We start from the raw sequence: 16060 nt of genomic DNA on the forward strand, positions 1-16060 counted from the left end.
TCGCTCACCTCAGCCTGCTGGACGCCAGGATGGAGACCAGGTGCAGCACGGTCTGTACGACGGCGATCGCGGCCAGGACCGCGATCCCGAGGCGGCTGAAGAACAGATCGCCCCTGACCGAGTCCAGGATCGCCAGGAGCAGGATCAGCAGGGACGCCTCGATCCCGAGGATGAGCCGGTGGAACTTCAGCGCCCCGGCGGCCCTGCGGGCCAGCGCCATACCGGACGAGCGCGGCTCGGAGGCCGCCTCCTTGACCGGGGCCAGCCCCTGCTGATGTCGGGCGACGCCGACCAGGTCGGTCTCGGCCTTGACCATGATGGCGCCGAGGGCGGCGAGCGTGCCGAGGAAGGCCCACAGCCAGTCGATCCGTCCGGTGCCCCACAGATCGGCGCCGCGCAGCCCGAAACCGAGCAGAACGGCGGCGTCGCACAGATAGGCGGCGACCCGGTCCAGATACACCCCGGTCATCGAGTACTGCTTCTTCCAGCGGGCGATCTCACCGTCGACGCAGTCCAGCAGCAGATACAGCTGGACCGCCAGCACACCGAGCACCGCGCCGGTGATCCCCGGCACCAGGAGGGCGGGGGCGGCGAGGGCACCGGCGACGGTCATCACATACGTCAGCTGGTTGGGCGTGACGCGCGTGTTCACCAGATACCGGTCGACACGCAGCGAGATCTCCCGCATGTACAGGCGCCCGGCCCAGTGCTCACCGCTGCGCCGGTCCTTGACCCCCGCCGGGTGTACGACCGGGCGGAGTTCAGCTACTGATGGTCTTGGCATAGTCGGCGTACGCGTCCCTGATGTGGTCGGTGGACAGGTCGAGGTGTTCGAGGATGGTGAAGCGGCCGGGACGGGTCTGCGGCGCGTAGGCGACGGCTTGTACGAACTCCTCCACGGAGAAGCCGATCTCCTCGGGCAGCACGGGCAGCCCGTGCCGGTGCAGCACCTCGGTGAACAGGTGTGACTGCTCGTGGGCACCGCGCAGATGCATGGCGAAGGCGGCGCCGATGCCGACCTGTTCGCCATGGAGCGCGGAGCGTCTGGGGTGGAGCAGGTCGAAGGCGTGACTGATCTCATGGCAGGCACCGGACGAGGGGCGGGTGTCCCCGCTGATCGACATGGCGATACCGGTGAGCACCAGCGCCTCCGCCAGGACGGTCAGGAACTCGTCGTCACCGACCCCGCCGGGGTGGCGCAGCACTGCCTCGCCCGCGGTACGGGCCATGGCGGCGGCCAGTCCGTCCACCGGCTCGCCGTTGATGCGGTGCGACAGCTCCCAGTCCGCGATGGCCGAGAGGTTCGAGATGGCGTCGCCGATGCCGGACCGTACGAAGCGGATCGGCGCGTCCCTGATCACATCGAGGTCGATGACGACGGCGATGGGGGTGGGGACGCCGTACGAGCCGCGGCCGTTGTCGTTGTCGAGCGTCGCGACCGGTGAACACAGGCCGTCGTGCGAGAGGTTGGTGGCGACGGCCACCATCGGCAGGCCCACCCGGGCCGCCGCGTACTTCGTCACGTCGATGATCTTGCCGCCGCCGAGGCCGACCACGGCGTCGTACCGCTTGCCCTTGATGTCGTCGGCGAGCCTGACCGCGCAGTCGATCGTGCCGTCCGCGACGGAGAACCAGTCCGCGCCCGGCAGGTCAGGCGCGAGCCGTTCGCGCAGCACCTGTCCGGAGCCGCCGCTTATGGCCACGGCGAGCCGGCCCGAGCTGGAGATCCGCTGGTCGGCCAGGAGGCCCCCGAGATCGTCCAGGGCGCCGCGGCTGATGTCGACGACGACCGGGGACGGAATGAGCCGGGTCAGTACTGGCACGCGATCTCACGGCCCTTCGCGAGGTCGTCGTGGTTGTCGATCTCGACCCAGGGGATGTCGCCGATCGGCGCCACATCGAGGGTGAAGCCGCGGTTCACCAGCTCCTGGTAGCCGTCCTCGTAGTAGAGGTCGGGGTCCCGCTCGAAGGTGACCTTGAGCGCGTCGGCGAGGTCCGCCGCGGCCTCGGGCTCGATCAGGGTGACCCCGATGTACTCGCCGGTGGCGGTGGCCGGGTCCATCAGCTTGGTGATCCGGCGTACGCCCCCGGTGCCGTCCGTGATGACCTTCATCTCCTCGTCGGCCAGCGGCTTGACCGTGTCGAGGGCCAGGATGATCCTGCGGTCCTCGCCGCGTGCGGCGAGGAGGGTCTTCTCCACGGAGACCGGGTGCACCGTGTCACCGTTGGCGAGGATCACACCTCGTGTCAGCACATCACGCGCGCACCAGAGGGAGTAGGCGTTGTTCCACTCCTCGGCCTTGTCGTTGTCGACGAGGGTGAGCTTCAGCCCGTACGTCTTCTCCAGCGCGGCCTTGCGCTCGTACACGGCCTCCTTGCGGTAGCCGACGACGATCGCGGCCTCGGTGAGGCCGACCTCGGCGAAATTGCCGAGCGTCAGGTCGAGAACCGTGGTGGTCCCCTCCCCGGCCGGGTCCACCGGCACGAGGGCCTTCGGCAGCGTGTCGGTGTAGGGGCGCAGACGCCTGCCGGCACCGGCGGCGAGTACGAGGCCGATCATGCGGGTTCTCCTTCGTCATGCACGGCGGGGGCTCCGGAGGACACCCAGAACCGGATGGACTCCGTGAGCGCGACCAGCGCCACGGCGACGGCGAGCACCGTCAGTTCCAGCGGGAAGTCGGATCCGCGCGTGGAGAGGGCGGCGCAGACGGTGACCAGCAAGGTGCGGCCCTCGTGGCCGCCGAGCGCCCGGACGAGCGGGCGGGGCGGGGCGCCGGTGCCGCCGCGGATGCGGTAGACCGCGTCGTAGTGATGGTAGGCGACCGCCGCGACCAGCCCGAATGCCGCGGGCAGCGCCCCGGGCACATCGGCGCGGGCGGCGAACAGCAGGACGGTGCTGTACTCGGCCGCCCGGAAGACCGGGGGGATCAGCCAGTCGAGGGCGCCGCCCATCCGGTGGGCGACGGCGAACCCCGAGGTCAGCACGTACACCAGGGCGCCGAGGATGAGCACGGGGCTGTCGAAGGGCCCGTAGCCGGGCCAGGGGCTCCGGAGCGGGCCGAAGGCCGCCGTGGCGACGACCGTGACACCGCCGGCGAGAGCGACCAGGAAGGGCAGCACGCCGGGCAGCGCGCGGGCCGGGCGCCGCAGCACCCGCGCGACGATCTCCGCGAGCGGCCCCGAGTCGGACAGGTCCGCGAGCGCCCGGGCGGCCCGGTCGGTACGGACGGCCTTGCGGGTCACCGAGCGCAGGACCCGGCCCGCGGTGGTGTAGCAGGCGGCGAAGGCGCAGCCGACGAGCAGCGCGTAGAAGACGATCCGGGGGGTGGTGAGGGCCGTCAGAACGGCGATCATCGCCCAGCGCTCGCCGATCGGCAGCACGATCATCCGGCGCACCCAGACCGTCCAGCCGACGCTGTCGAGTTTGCTGGAGAGCGCGGCGGTGGGGGTGCCCACCACGGCCTTGCCCGAGGAGTTCGCGGCGGTCGCGTCGACGTTCGCCTCGTTGAACGAGAAGTCGACGACATGGCGGCAGGTCTGGAGGACCATCGCGCCGAGCGCGAGCGCCCATACGTCGTCGCCGCCCCGCGCGGCGCCGAGCGCCAGCCCCGCGTAGTAGGCGTACTCCTTGGCCCGGTCGAACGTCGCGTCCAGCCAGGCGCCCATCGTGGAGTACTGGAGGGAGTAGCGGGCGAGCTGCCCGTCGGTGCAGTCCAGGACGAAGGAGAAGAGCAGCAGCGCGCCGGCGGCGACATAGCCGCCGCGGGTGCCGGTGGCCGCGCAGGCCGCCGCGATCAGCGCGGTGATCAGCGAGGCGGTGGTGACCTGGTTGGGGGTCAGCCCGCGCCGGGCGCACCAGCGGGCGAGATAGCGGGAGTACGGGCTGATGCAGAAGGTGGTGAAGAAGCCGTCGCGGGCCTTCACGGCGGAGCGCAGCCGTACGGCCTCGTCGTCCACGGCGGCGACGGCGGCCTCGGCCTCTTTCCGGGCGGCGGCGTCGGCCGGTACGGCGGCGACCAGCGAGCCGAGTACGGGGCGGGTGACGGCGGTGCCCCCGGCGTCGAGCGCGGTGGCGACCCGGTCGGCGAGCGGTTCACACGGGGCCACGGCGGTGGCGGCCGGCCGCGCCGGCTCCGTCGTGCCGCCGGCCTGCCGGGGGCCGTCCTCCGTCCCGTCCAGAGACGTCAGGGCGCGCAGCAGCGCGGCACGGGCCCCCGGCTGGGCGGTGAGCGCGCCGGGCACGGCGGCGGCCGGGAAGCGGGGGTCGGTCAGGGCCAGCCGCAGCGCGTGGACATGGCCGACGAAGCGGGAGTCGACCAGCGCGACCCGCGCGGTCGCGGGGGCGGCGGCGAGCAGGTCCCGGGCCTCTTCCGCGCCGGGTGCGGTACGTACGTCGAAACCCAGCGACCGCAGATCGCCTTCGAGCGACGATCCGGGTACCGGTGGACCGGTGAGGATGGCGGTCGACAGACGAACTCACTCCTTGGCGCTGACAGGGCTGGGTGCGCGGCGAACGCCCCGGGATTCGGCCCCGGCACGTCGGCAGAGGCTATCGGATGAACGGAAGACTTAGTTCACCGACCGTTTACGCCCCGGACGCCATGATCTGGGCCGGGAGCAGCCCGTGTGGAGATCATCATTGTCGATCGACGGCCCGCCCGACAAACCGCGGGTGCTGTGGGCGGGGCCATGACATGAACGGGCCGTGACATGAACAGGCCCCGACGTGAACGGAACGTGAGCGAGGCCGCCGGAAGGGGCACGGCACGGCACAGCACTAGGGTGACGGCATGACATGGCTGATCACAGGTGGAGCGGGTTATATCGGGGCACATGTCGCGCGGTCCATGGCGGCGGCCGGCGAGCGCGTCGTCGTGCTCGACGATCTGTCGACCGGCGTCGCCGACCGGCTGCCCCCGGAGATCCCGCTCGTCCGGGGCTCCTTGCTGGACAGGGGGCTCGTCGACCGTACGCTCGCCGGGCACGAGATCACCGGGGTCGTGCATCTCGCGGCGAAGAAGCAGGTCGGGGAGTCGGTCGAGCATCCGCTGATGTACTACCGGGAGAATGTGCACGGGCTCACGGTGCTGCTGGAGGCCGTGGTGGCGGCGCGGGTGCGGCGTTTCCTCTTCTCCTCCTCGGCGGCCGTATACGGCGTGCCCGATGTGGAGTTGATCACGGAGCGGACACCCACCGTGCCGATCAATCCGTACGGCGAGACCAAGCTCACGGGTGAGTGGCTGGTACGGGCGACCGGAAAGGCGCACTCGATCGCCACCGGGTGTCTGCGCTACTTCAATGTGGCGGGCGCCGGGCACCCCGAACTCGCGGACACCGGCGTGTTCAACATCATCCCGATGTTCTTCGACCGGATCAGCCGGGGCGAGGCGCCGCGGATCTTCGGCGCCGACTATCCGACACCTGACGGCACCTGTATCCGGGACTACATCCATGTCGCCGATCTCGCCGAGGCCCATCTCGCCGCCGCGCGGTGGCTGGCCGGCCAGGAGCGCCCCGGGGACCTCACGGTCAATATCGGCCGCGGCGAGGGGGTCTCGGTCCGTGAACTGGCCGATCTGGTGGCGGAGGTGACCGGCGACCGTACGGAGCCGGTGGTCGAGGCGCGCCGTCCCGGCGATGCCGCGCGGGCCGTCGCGGCCGTCGGGCTGATCGGTGAGGAGCTGGGCTGGACGGCGAGCCGCGGTGTACGCGAGATGGTCGAGTCGGCCTGGGAGGGCTGGCGGCTGCACCGTCCCACGGCCTCGGTCGGGTGACCGCGCCGGGCTCTGACCTGCGGTCATTTCCGCAGGTCAGAGCATATGACAACGGTGTTCAGTGCCGTGTTGCCGGATACCCCCCACCCGTAGTTCACTGACCTCGTCGGCACTTCGTCCGGACGACCGGGAGGCATCTTCATGGGGGCAGGGCACAACCACGGGCACACGCACGGAGGACCACCCGCGGGCACCGCGACCGCCGCGTACCGGGGCCGGCTGCGGATCGCTCTGTCGATCACCCTGTCCGTCATGGTGGTGGAGATCGTCGGCGGTATCGCCTCCGACTCCCTCGCGCTGTTCGCGGACGCGGCGCACATGGCGACGGACGCGGTGGGCCTCGGGATGGCCCTGCTGGCCATCCACTTCGCCGCCCGGCCCGCGGACGAGACCCGCACCTTCGGTTTCGCGCGGGCCGAGATCCTCGCCGCGCTGGCCAACTGCGTGCTGCTGCTCGGAGTCGGTGGCTTCCTGCTGTACGAGGCGATCGAGCGCTTTCTCGTGCCGCCCGAGACCAGGGGCGGGCTCACGATCATCTTCGCCCTGGTGGGTATGGCCGCCAACCTGGTCTCCCTCTCGCTGCTGATGCGGGGGCAGAAGGAGAGCCTCAATGTGCGCGGCGCGTATCTGGAGGTCCTCGCGGACACCCTGGGCTCGCTCGCGGTGCTGGTCTCGGCCGTCATCATCCTGACCACGGGCTGGCAGACGGCCGACCCGATCGCGGGCCTGCTGATCGGACTCATGATCGTTCCGCGTACGGTGAAGCTGCTGCGGGAGACGCTGAACGTCCTGCTGGAAGCGGCGCCCAAGAACGTCGACATGAACGAGGTACGCGCGCATATGCTCGCACTGCCCGGGGTGGCGGACGTACACGATCTCCATGTCTGGACGATCACGTCCGGGATGCCGGTGCTCTCCGCGCATGTGGTGGTGGACCAGGACGCGCTGGACGCGGTGGGCCACGAGAAGATACTCCATGACCTGCAAGGATGTCTGGGCCATCATTTCGATGTCGAGCACTGCACCTTCCAGCTGGAGCCCCGGGGGCATGCGGAGCACGAGGCGAAGCTCTGCCACTGACGCCCGCTGGGGCGTGCCGCGGCCGAACGAACATGCCCACGCCCCCGAAGTGCGGACACGGGGCTTTTGTGCGGCAGACTTGGGCTCCGAGGCCCGATGCGAAGGATGGTTATGCCGACCACACCAGTCACTGCGGCGAACAGCTCGTCGAACGGCGCACAAGAAACGATCATGCTGGAGCTGGTCGACGAGCAGGGCAATACCATCGGCACCGCCGAGAAGCTCTCGGCCCATCAGCCACCCGGCCAACTGCACCGTGCGTTCTCGGTCTTCCTCTTCGACGAGCAGGGCAGACTGCTGATCCAGCGCCGCGCGCTCGGCAAGTACCACTCCCCCGGCGTCTGGTCGAACACCTGCTGCGGGCATCCGTACCCGGGCGAGGCGCCGTTCGCCGCCGCCGCCCGCCGTACCTACGAGGAGCTGGGCATCTCGCCCTCGCTGCTCGCCGAGGCGGGGACGGTGCGCTACAACCACCCCGACCCGGCCTCGGGGCTGGTCGAGCAGGAGTACAACCATCTCTTCGTCGGGCTCGCGCAGGCCGCGCCGAGGCCGGACCCCGAAGAGGTCTGTGAAACGGTGTTCGTCACCCCGGCGGAGCTGACCGAGCGGCATGGCAAGGACACGTTCTCCGCGTGGTTCATGACCGTCCTGGACACGGCGCGCCCGGCCGTCAGGGAGCTCACCGGATCTGCCGGGGGCTGGTAACACCCCCGTCCGGGAGCCTCAGGGGGTGTCCGGCGCGGCCGGCGACGGGAAGGGCAGCACCGCCCAGACGATCTTCCCGCCGCCGGCGGTGTGCTCCACACCGCAGTTCCCGCCGGCCTCACGCGAGATCTCCTGTACGAGCAGCAGCCCGCGCCCGCCCGTCCTGGCGTGATCGGTCTCCAGCGCCGTGGGCCGGTACGGATGGTTGTCCTCGACCGACACCCGGATCCATGCCGCGCCGATGGCGACCTCGACGGCGATCTCCGGCGAGAGCAGAGCCGCGTGCAGTACGGCGTTGGTGACCAGCTCGGAGACGATGAGCAGCACCCCCTGGACGACCCCGTCCCTGACCGGTACGCGCTGACGTTTCAGCAGATCGCGTACGGCGTGTCTGGTCTGCGGTACGGAGCTGTCGACGGCGGGTGCGGTGAACCGCCAGACCCCCTCGTACGACAGCGGCCGGGCCGGAACTCTTCCGCGGCTCTCCATCGTGCGGCACCCACCCTTGCGTCGAACGGTGTCGTCCATCGGTACCGAGTCTTGGGATCTGCGCGGTCTGTACCTGAGTACTGAACAGAAGTCAGCCGGAATTGGCGTGTCGCGACCGCATTCGAACGACACAACGGGAGACATGATCGTCTTTGCCTATCTTTTGGCGAATTTCGATCGGTTGCCGGTGTCAAGGAGAGCGGGGATAGCATCCGGCGCATGGAGCCCCAGCTGCTGCACACCGTCGCGGACGGCATCGCGACCGTGGTGATCCACCATCCCGCCAAACGCAACGCGATGACCGCGCGGATGTGGCGCGAGCTGCCACCGCTGCTCGGGGCGCTGGCGGACGATCCCGCCGTACGGGTGCTGGTCCTGACCGGTGAGGGCGCCACTTTCTGCGCGGGCGCCGACATCTCCTCGCTGCGCGAGTCCGGCCAGGATCCGACGGCGCGGGCGGTGGCCGCCGAGGAGGCGCTGGCCGCCTTCCCCAAGCCGACACTCGCCGCCGTACGCGGCTACTGCGTGGGCGGCGGCTGCCAGCTGGCCGCGGCCTGCGATCTGCGGTTCGCCGAGGAGGGGGCGCGGTTCGGGGTCACTCCGGCGCGGCTCGGGATCGTCTACCCGGAGTCGTCCACCCGCCGGCTGGCCTCGCTGGTGGGGCCCGCCACGGCCAAATACCTGCTGTTCTCGGCCGAGTTGATCGGCACGGAACGGGCACTGCGTACCGGACTCGTCGACGAGGTGCTGCCGGAGGGCGAGTTGGGCAAGCGGGTGGCGGAGTTCGCGCGGGTGCTGGTCTCGCGTGCGGCGCTGACCCAGGCGGCGGCCAAGGAGTTCGCCTCGGGCCGTACCGACCGTGCCGCCTATTGGACCGCGCAGGCGCGCGGCAGCGGCGACGCCGCGGAGGGGGTCGCCGCCTTCCTGGAACGCCGCGAGCCGCGCTTCAACTGGACGTTCGGACCGGCCGACGCGGACCGAGCCGTCACCGAAGGAGCCGTCACCGAGTGAGCCGTCACCGAGTGAGGAACCGGCTCCCGTCCCGCATCTCCGCGACGAGATCGGCGGGCGCCTTGTCCGCCGAGCCGGCGTCGTAGGGCGGCCGCGGGTCGTACTCCGTCAGGAGCTGGACGGACTGGGCGAACCGGTCGTCGACGAGCCTTCCCGCGAGGGTGAGCCCCATGTCGATCCCCGAGGAGACACCGGCTGCCGTCACGTACTTGCCGTCGGTGACGACGCGTTCTCCCGTGGGCTCGGCTCCGTACGTACGCAGTGTGTCGACGGCCAGCCAGTGGGAGGTGGCCCGCCGCCCCCGCAACAGCCCGGCCGCGGCGAGCAGCAGGGAGCCGGTGCAGACGGAGGTGGTCCAGGTGGTGGCCGCGTCGGCCGTGCGCAGCCAGCCGAGAAGCGTCTCGTTCTCCATCTGCTTCTCCTGGCCGGGCCCGCCGGGCACCACCAGGACGTCCGGCGCGGAGACCTCGGCGAGCGTCCTGCCCGCGACGAGCACGAGGGCACCGGTGTCGTCGGCCACGGGCCCCGTCTTCTCGGCGACGAAGAACGTCTCGGCGCCCGGGGTGTAACAGAGCATCTGGTAGGGGCCGATGGCGTCGAGCGCGGTGAAGCCTTCGAAAAGGACGATCGCGATCTTCATAAGAGGCCTTTCGACGGGGTCGCCGACCGGTCGGCGACAGGTGCGGGGGGCTTGGCGGGTACGAGAGCCGGGCCCGGGCAGAAACGGCGGCGATACTCGGCGGGCGCTGTGCCCAGGGCTCTGACAAAGGCGCGGCGCATGGCCTCGGGCGTGCCGTAGCCGCACGCCCGGGAGATCTCCTCGACGCCGTCGGCGCTCTCCTCCAGCAGCCTTCTGGCGTGTTCGAGCCGTACGCGCTCCACATAGCGGCCCGGGGTCATGCCGGTCTCCGCCCGGAAGGCGCGAGCGAAGTGCCGGGGCGAGAGACTGGCCCGCGCCGCCAGAGAGCCGACCGAGAGATCATCACCCGGGTGTTCGCTGATCCAGCTCTGTACGTCGCGCAGCGGCTCACGCCGGGCTGTCTGCGCGGCGAGCTGGACGCTGAACTGCGCCTGGTTGCCGGGGCGGCGCAGGAAGACCACGAGGTGGCGGGCCACGCTGAGCGCCACCTCGCGGCCGTGGTCCTCCTCGACGAGGGCGAGGGCGAGATCGATGCCCGAGGTGACCCCGGCGGAGGTGGAGACCTCCCCGTCCCGTACATAGATCGGTTCGGGGTCGACGTCGACGGCGGGGTAGTTCCTGGCGAGCAGGTCCACCGCCACCCAGTGGGTGGTCGCGCGGCGTCCGTCGAGCAGCCCCGCCTCGGCGAGCAGCAGGGCTCCGGTGCAGACCGAGACGAGCCGCGCGGCGCGGGGCGCACGGCGGCGCAGCCACGCGATCAGCAGCGGGTCGGGGGCGCGGCTGCCGTTTCCGCCGGGCACGACCAGCGTGTGGGGGTCGGGAGCGTCGGTGAGCGCCATATCGGGGACGAGGGTCAGCCCGCTGGAGGTCCGTACGGGAGCGCCGTCGAGCGAGGCCGTGCGGATCCGGTACGCGCCGCGGTCGCCGGTGGCGAGCCGGGCTCCGTTGAACACCTCCACGGGTCCGGTCACGTCCAGGCTCTGTACCTCGTCGTAGAGGACGACGAGTACGGATCGCTCTGTCATGGTTCTCATCCTTGGCCCGGCGTACGACGGCCGCAAGGACGAGTTCCCCACCCTTCCTGCCATTCCGGCCCCACCCTCGCCGCCCTGTCGCACGTACCGACCCGCCGCCGGCGGCGATCTCTCGTCCCGGCCCGTCACCCTTACCGACCCGTACCGGCTCGTCACCGCCGGTCGTGCCCGCTGATGTCGGTGCCACCTGCCACAATGCACACGGCGGACCACTGAACAGCGGAGCGTGATCGTGACGACGTCCATCGAAGGCAGGATCGCCGAGGAACTCGGCGTACGGGAGCGGCAGGTGAAGGCGGCCGTCGAGCTGCTCGACGGCGGGTCGACCGTGCCGTTCATCGCGCGCTATCGCAAAGAAGCGACCGAGATGCTCGACGACGCGCAGCTGCGCACGCTTGAGGAGCGGCTGCGCTATCTGCGCGAACTGGAAGAGCGGCGGGGCGCGATCCTGGAGTCCGTACGCGAGCAGGGCAAGCTCGACGACGCCCTGGAGGCGCGGATCCGGGCCGCCGACACGAAGGCGCGGCTGGAGGACATCTATCTGCCGTTCAAGCCCAAGCGGCGCACGAAGGCGCAGATCGCCCGGGAGGCCGGTCTGGAACCGCTCGCCGAGGGGCTGTTGAGCGATCCGTCGGTGGATCCGCACGCCGCGGCCGCCGCGTTCGTGGACGCGGACAAGGGGGTCGCCGACCCCGCGGCGGCGCTGGAGGGCGCCCGCGCCATCCTCGCGGAGCGGTTCTCCGAGGACGCCGATCTCATCGGTGAGCTGCGTGAACGGATGTGGACGCGGGGCCGCGTCGTGGCGAAGGTGCGGGACGGCAAGGAGGAGGCCGGCGCCAAGTTCGCCGACTACTTCGACTTCGCGGAAGGCTTCTCCCAGCTGCCCTCGCACCGCGTGCTCGCGATGCTCCGCGGCGAGAAGGAGGATGTCCTCGATCTGGTCCTGGAGCCCGAGGAGCCGTCGGAGCAGCCGGGCCCGAGCATGTACGAGAACATGGTCGCGCGCCGCTTCGGCGTGGCCGACCGGGGCCGTCCCGCCGACAAGTGGCTCGCCGACACGGTGCGCTGGGCGTGGCGCACCCGCATCCTGGTGCATCTCGGGATCGACCTCAGGCTCCGGCTGCGGACCGCCGCGGAGGACGAGGCCGTACGGGTGTTCGCCGCCAACCTCCGCGATCTGCTGCTGGCGGCCCCGGCCGGCACCCGCGCCACGCTCGGGCTCGACCCCGGGTTCCGTACGGGCGTGAAGGTGGCCGTGGTCGACGCGACCGGCAAGGTCGTCGCCACCGACACGATCTACCCCCATGTGCCCGCGAACAGGTGGGACGAGTCGCTGGCGAAGCTGGCCCGGCTCGCGAAGGACCACTCCGTCGATCTGATCGCCATCGGCAATGGCACGGCGTCCCGGGAGACCGACAAGCTCGCCGGTGACCTCTGCGCCAGGCATCCCGAGCTGAAGCTCACGAAGGTGATGGTCTCGGAGGCGGGCGCCTCCGTGTACTCCGCCTCCGCGTTCGCCTCGCAGGAGCTGCCCGATCTGGATGTGTCGATCCGCGGCGCGGTCTCCATCGCGCGCCGGCTCCAGGACCCGCTGGCCGAACTGGTGAAGATCGACCCCAAGTCGATCGGTGTCGGTCAGTACCAGCACGATCTGTCCGAGGTGAAGCTGTCCCGTTCGCTGGACGCGGTCGTCGAGGACTGTGTGAACGGTGTCGGTGTGGACGTCAACACCGCTTCCGCGCCACTGCTTTCACGCGTGTCGGGCATCGGGGCGGGACTCGCCGAGAACATCGTCGCCCACCGCGACGCCAACGGGCCGTTCCGTTCACGGCGCGCGCTCAAGGATGTGGCCAGGCTCGGTCCGAAGGCGTACGAGCAGTGCGCGGGCTTCCTCCGTATCCGCGGCGGTGACGACCCGCTGGACGCGTCGAGTGTGCACCCCGAGGCGTATCCGGTGGTGCGGTCGATGGTGAAGCGGACGGGCAGTGAGGTCGCCTCACTGATCGGGAACGCTTCGGTGCTGCGCACGCTGCGGCCCGACGATTTCGTGAACGAGTCCTTCGGTCTGCCGACCGTCACCGACATCCTGCGGGAGCTGGAGAAGCCGGGGCGGGACCCGCGACCGGCGTTCAAGACGGCCACGTTCAAGGACGGTGTCGAGAAGCTCGGCGATCTGGCGTCCGGGATGGTGCTCGAAGGGGTCGTGACGAATGTCGCGGCGTTCGGCGCGTTCGTCGACATCGGCGTGCATCAGGACGGACTGGTCCATGTCTCCGCCATGTCCAGGAACTTCGTGAAGGACCCGCGCGAGGTGGTGAAGCCGGGTGATGTGGTCAAGGTGAAGGTGATGGACGTCGACATCCCCCGTAAACGGATCTCCCTGACGCTGCGGCTGGACGACGAGACACAGCCGGCCAAGCAGGACCGGGAGCGGTCCGGGGGCGGCGGCGGGCGGCCTCCGCAGCAGCGGCAAGGGGGGCGTGGTGGCCGCGGTGGCGGCGGTGGACGCCAGGCTTCGGCCCCGCCGCCGGCGAACAGCGCGATGGCGGACGCCCTGCGGCGTGCGGGGCTGACGGATCCGAACGGCCGCGACAAGCGGCGCTGAGACGCACCGCGCGCGGCGGCGCGGGGTCCGGACGGGAGCCCGCGCCGCCCTCGCATCCTCAGGACCTCAGATCTCGGTCACCTTGCCGTCCGCCACATCGAGACGGCGGGTCGTACGGACGGCGTCCAGCATCCTGCGGTCATGGGTGACCAGCAGCAGCGTGCCGTCGTAGGAGTCGAGCGCCGACTCCAGCTGTTCGATGGCCGGCAGATCGAGATGGTTGGTCGGCTCGTCGAGGACCAGGAGATTGACGCCCCGGCCCTGGAGGAGCGCGAGCGCGGAGCGGGTGCGCTCGCCCGGTGAGAGCGTGGTCGCGGGGCGCAGGAGATGGTCGGACTTGAGGCCGAACTTCGCGAGCAGCGTACGGATATCGGCCGGTTCGGTGTCCGGGACCGCCTCGCGGAAGGCGTCCAGCAGGGATTCGGGACCGTGGAAGAAGGCGCGCGCCTGGTCCACCTCCCCGACGACCACTCCCGAGCCGAGTGTGGCGTGGCCCTCGTCCAGCGGAAGGCGGCCCAGCAGGGCGGCGAGGAGCGTGGACTTGCCGCTGCCGTTGGCCCCGGTGATGGCGACCCGGTCCGCCCGGTCGATCTGGAGCGTGACGGGTCCGAAGTGGAAGTCCCCGCGCGCCGCTTCGGCCGCGCGCAGCGTCGCCACCACGGCTCCCGAACGGTCCGCGGAGGCGATCTCCATCCGCAGTTCCCACTCCTTGCGGGGCTCCTCGACCACATCGAGGCGTTCGATCAGCCGCTGCGTCTGGCGCGCCTTGGCCGCCTGCTTCTCGGTGGATTCGCTGCGGAACTTCCGGCCGATCTTGTCGTTGTCACTCGCCTTGCGCCGGGCGTTCTTGACACCCTTCTCCATCCAGGAGCGCTGGACATGGGCGCGCGCCTCCAGGGAGGACTTCTTGTCGGCGTACTCCTCGAACTCCTCACGGGCGTGGCGCCGCGCGGTCTCGCGCTCCTCCAGATACGCCTCGTAGCCACCGCCGAAGAGCGTGATCTTCTGCTGGGCCAGGTCGAGTTCGAGCACCTTGGTCACGGTGCGCACCAGGAACTCGCGGTCATGACTGACGACGACCGTGCCGGCGCGCAGGCCCGAGACGAAGCCCTCGAGCCGGTCCAGGCCGTCGAGGTCGAGGTCGTTGGTCGGCTCGTCGAGCAGGAAGATGTCGTAGCGCGAGAGCAGCAGCGAGGCCAGACTCGCGCGGGCGGCCTGGCCGCCGGAGAGGGTGGTCATGGGCTGGTCGAGGCCGACGGTGAGCCCCAGTGAGGCGGCGACCTCCTCGGCCCGTTCGTCGAGGTCGGCGCCGCCGAGGGCGAGCCAGCGCTCCAGGCCGGTCGCGTAGGCGTCATCGGCGCCGGGCGCGTTCTCGACCAGCGCCAGCGTCGCCTCGTCCAGGGCGGTCTGCGCGGCGGTGACGCCCGTACGGCGGCCGAGGAAGGCCCGTACGGTCTCCCCGGGGCGCCGGTCGGGTTCCTGGGGGAGGTGGCCGACGGCGGCGGTGGGCGGGGACAGCCTCAGCTGTCCGTTCTCGGGCGCGTCCACTCCGGCGAGCAGCCGGAGCAAGGTGGACTTCCCGGCGCCGTTGGCGCCCACGAGTCCGATCACATCGCCGGGCGCGACGACCAGATCGAGCCCGGAGAACAGCGAGCGGTCGCCGTGTCCCGCGGCGAGGTCTTTGGCTACGAGCGTGGCAGTCATCAGAGCGCTGATCCTACCGGGGCGGATTCCGGTACGGTCCGGGCATGAGCGGCACAGGCACTGATGTGATCGTGGTGGGCGGCGGAGTCATGGGGCTGACGACGGCGGTGGTGCTCGCGGAGAGCGGCCACCGTGTCGGGCTGTGGACCCGCGATCCGGTGGCGCGGACCACCTCTGCGGTGGCGGGAGCGCTGGTGTGGCCCTACCGGATCGAGCCCGCGCGCGAGGTCGGCGCCTGGCTGGAGGAGTCACTGCGACACTACGTACAGCTGGCGCGGACCCCGGACAGGACCGGCGTGCGTATCGTCGCCGGGCTGATGGCGGACACTCCGCTGACGGGACTGGGCGGTTGGGCCTCGCGGGTGCCCGAGCTGCGCGAGGCCCGTACGGACGAGCTGCCCGACGGTGTCGCGCAGGGGCTGCGGGCCGCGGTCCCGCTGATCGACATGCCGGTGTATCTGCGGTATCTGAAGGCGCGGCTGCGCGCGGCGGGCGGCACGGTCGAGCGCCGGTCGGTCACGGGCTTCGCCGAGCCCGCGGCCGAATCGTCCGTCGTGGTCGACTGCAGCGGGCTCGGTGCCCGGGAGCTGGCGGGGGACGCGTCGCTGTATCCGGTACGCGGTCAGGTGGTGATCGTGGAGAACCCGGGGATCGACGAGTGGTTCGTGGCGGCCGTCCCCGGCTCCTCCGAGACGACGTATCTGATGCCTCAGCCGTACGGGGTGCTGCTCGGCGGCACGGCGAGCGATCACTCCTGGGATCTGAGCCCCGACCCGGCCGAGGCGGCGGCCATCGTGGCGCGCTGCGCCCGGATCCGGCCCGAGCTGGCCGGGGCGCGGGTGCTTGAGCACCGGGTGGGGCTGCGGCCCGCCCGCCCCCGGGTGCGGCTGGAGGCCGAGGCCATGACGCTGCCCGGGGGCGGGCGGGTGGTGCACAACTACGGGCACGGCGGCGCGGGAGTCACCGTGGCCTGGGGCTGCGCGGAGGCCGCCGCCCGGCTGGCGGTGGCCTCCTAGCG

15 protein-coding genes are annotated in these 16060 nt (G+C 71.0%); 7 read left to right on the plus strand and 8 right to left on the minus strand.

Going from position 1 to position 16060, the window contains the following annotated elements; genetic code table 11:
* Positions 1–4 precede the first annotated feature (4 nt).
* From M1203_RS00635 to M1203_RS00650, 4 genes are read right to left on the minus strand one after another with little or no spacing between them, the layout of a single operon-like run.
* Complete coding sequence (locus M1203_RS00635; protein ID WP_249947440.1) at positions 5–784, minus strand: CDP-alcohol phosphatidyltransferase family protein; 780 nt, start codon at positions 782–784, stop codon at positions 5–7.
* Entirely contained in the window at positions 762–1823 is a 1062-nt protein-coding gene (locus tag M1203_RS00640; RefSeq protein ID WP_249947441.1) for an iron-containing alcohol dehydrogenase family protein, read from the minus strand. Before M1203_RS00640 ends, M1203_RS00635 begins: the two co-directional genes overlap by 23 nt.
* Complete coding sequence (locus tag M1203_RS00645) at positions 1811–2560, minus strand: sugar phosphate nucleotidyltransferase (RefSeq protein WP_249947442.1); 750 nt, start codon at positions 2558–2560, stop codon at positions 1811–1813. Before M1203_RS00645 ends, M1203_RS00640 begins: the two co-directional genes overlap by 13 nt.
* The gene (locus M1203_RS00650) at positions 2557–4470 is read right to left on the minus strand and encodes a DUF5941 domain-containing protein (protein ID WP_249947894.1); all 1914 of its coding nucleotides are present in this window, start codon (positions 4468–4470) and stop codon (positions 2557–2559) included. The genes M1203_RS00645 and M1203_RS00650 overlap by 4 nt, the downstream gene beginning before the upstream one ends.
* Before the next feature lie 320 nt (positions 4471–4790).
* Between M1203_RS00650 and galE the strand changes: the two genes are divergently transcribed.
* The 3 genes from galE to idi all read left to right on the plus strand — a co-directional run bounded on the left by galE (position 4791) and on the right by idi (position 7559).
* A complete protein-coding gene (galE, locus tag M1203_RS00655; protein ID WP_249947443.1) occupies positions 4791–5774 on the plus strand; it encodes a UDP-glucose 4-epimerase GalE in 984 nt (327 codons plus the stop codon).
* Between the two features lie 141 nt (positions 5775–5915).
* Complete coding sequence (locus M1203_RS00660) at positions 5916–6854, plus strand: cation diffusion facilitator family transporter (RefSeq protein WP_249947444.1); 939 nt, start codon at positions 5916–5918, stop codon at positions 6852–6854.
* Positions 6855–6965: 111 nt separating this feature from the next.
* On the plus strand, positions 6966–7559 hold the full coding sequence (gene idi, locus M1203_RS00665; RefSeq protein ID WP_249947445.1) for an isopentenyl-diphosphate Delta-isomerase: 594 nt from the start codon (positions 6966–6968) through the stop codon (positions 7557–7559).
* A gap of 18 nt (positions 7560–7577) precedes the next feature.
* Here the strand turns inward: idi and M1203_RS00670 are convergent, their stop codons facing one another.
* The gene (locus tag M1203_RS00670; RefSeq protein WP_249947446.1) at positions 7578–8048 is read right to left on the minus strand and encodes an ATP-binding protein; all 471 of its coding nucleotides are present in this window, start codon (positions 8046–8048) and stop codon (positions 7578–7580) included.
* 219 nt (positions 8049–8267) lie between these two features.
* On the opposite strand from M1203_RS00670, the gene M1203_RS00675 reads away from it, so the two are divergent.
* Positions 8268–9059: an enoyl-CoA hydratase/isomerase family protein gene (locus tag M1203_RS00675; protein ID WP_249947447.1), complete on the plus strand. Its 792-nt coding sequence runs from the start codon at positions 8268–8270 to the stop codon at positions 9057–9059.
* A gap of 4 nt (positions 9060–9063) precedes the next feature.
* Here M1203_RS00675 and M1203_RS00680 read toward each other — a convergent pair whose 3' ends face one another.
* Both M1203_RS00680 and M1203_RS00685 read right to left on the minus strand, forming a co-directional pair.
* Positions 9064–9699 carry a DJ-1/PfpI family protein gene (locus M1203_RS00680; protein WP_249947448.1) on the minus strand — a complete coding sequence of 212 codons (636 nt, stop codon included), beginning with the start codon at positions 9697–9699 and terminating at the stop codon, positions 9064–9066.
* A complete protein-coding gene (locus tag M1203_RS00685) occupies positions 9696–10724 on the minus strand; it encodes a GlxA family transcriptional regulator (RefSeq protein WP_249947449.1) in 1029 nt (342 codons plus the stop codon). Before M1203_RS00685 ends, M1203_RS00680 begins: the two co-directional genes overlap by 4 nt.
* On the opposite strand from M1203_RS00685, the gene M1203_RS00690 reads away from it, so the two are divergent.
* Positions 10723–10908: a hypothetical protein gene (locus M1203_RS00690; protein ID WP_249947450.1), complete on the plus strand. Its 186-nt coding sequence runs from the start codon at positions 10723–10725 to the stop codon at positions 10906–10908. The genes M1203_RS00685 and M1203_RS00690 overlap by 2 nt on opposite strands.
* A 57-nt stretch (positions 10909–10965) precedes the next feature.
* Complete coding sequence (locus M1203_RS00695) at positions 10966–13338, plus strand: Tex family protein (protein ID WP_249947451.1); 2373 nt, start codon at positions 10966–10968, stop codon at positions 13336–13338.
* A gap of 66 nt (positions 13339–13404) precedes the next feature.
* Here M1203_RS00695 and M1203_RS00700 read toward each other — a convergent pair whose 3' ends face one another.
* On the minus strand, positions 13405–15042 hold the full coding sequence (locus tag M1203_RS00700) for an ABC-F family ATP-binding cassette domain-containing protein (RefSeq protein WP_249947452.1): 1638 nt from the start codon (positions 15040–15042) through the stop codon (positions 13405–13407).
* 44 nt (positions 15043–15086) lie between these two features.
* Here M1203_RS00700 and M1203_RS00705 point away from each other — a divergent pair, with 44 nt between their 5' ends.
* Positions 15087–16058, plus strand: coding sequence for an FAD-dependent oxidoreductase (locus M1203_RS00705; RefSeq protein ID WP_249947453.1), 972 nt, complete (start codon positions 15087–15089; stop codon positions 16056–16058).
* Positions 16059–16060: the final 2 nt, after the last annotated feature.

The organism is Streptomyces sp. 35G-GA-8, assembly GCF_023534745.1.
Lineage (GTDB): Bacteria > Actinomycetota > Actinomycetes > Streptomycetales > Streptomycetaceae > Streptomyces.

Bases quoted from the DNA above. Each gene is read 5' to 3' on its own strand.
- M1203_RS00670 (WP_249947446.1), bottom strand. From the start codon at position 8,048: ATGGAGAGCCGCGGAAGAGTTCCGGCCCGGCCGCTGTCGTACGAGGGG.
- M1203_RS00660 (WP_249947444.1), top strand. From the start codon at position 5,916: ATGGGGGCAGGGCACAACCACGGGCACACGCACGGAGGACCACCCGCG.
- idi (WP_249947445.1), top strand. From the start codon at position 6,966: ATGCCGACCACACCAGTCACTGCGGCGAACAGCTCGTCGAACGGCGCA.
- galE (WP_249947443.1), top strand. From the start codon at position 4,791: ATGACATGGCTGATCACAGGTGGAGCGGGTTATATCGGGGCACATGTC.
- M1203_RS00680 (WP_249947448.1), bottom strand. From the start codon at position 9,699: ATGAAGATCGCGATCGTCCTTTTCGAAGGCTTCACCGCGCTCGACGCC.
- M1203_RS00645 (WP_249947442.1), bottom strand. From the start codon at position 2,560: ATGATCGGCCTCGTACTCGCCGCCGGTGCCGGCAGGCGTCTGCGCCCC.
- M1203_RS00690 (WP_249947450.1), top strand. From the start codon at position 10,723: ATGGTTCTCATCCTTGGCCCGGCGTACGACGGCCGCAAGGACGAGTTC.
- M1203_RS00705 (WP_249947453.1), top strand. From the start codon at position 15,087: ATGAGCGGCACAGGCACTGATGTGATCGTGGTGGGCGGCGGAGTCATG.
- M1203_RS00685 (WP_249947449.1), bottom strand. From the start codon at position 10,724: ATGACAGAGCGATCCGTACTCGTCGTCCTCTACGACGAGGTACAGAGC.
- M1203_RS00635 (WP_249947440.1), bottom strand. From the start codon at position 784: ATGCCAAGACCATCAGTAGCTGAACTCCGCCCGGTCGTACACCCGGCG.
- M1203_RS00675 (WP_249947447.1), top strand. From the start codon at position 8,268: ATGGAGCCCCAGCTGCTGCACACCGTCGCGGACGGCATCGCGACCGTG.
- M1203_RS00700 (WP_249947452.1), bottom strand. From the start codon at position 15,042: ATGACTGCCACGCTCGTAGCCAAAGACCTCGCCGCGGGACACGGCGAC.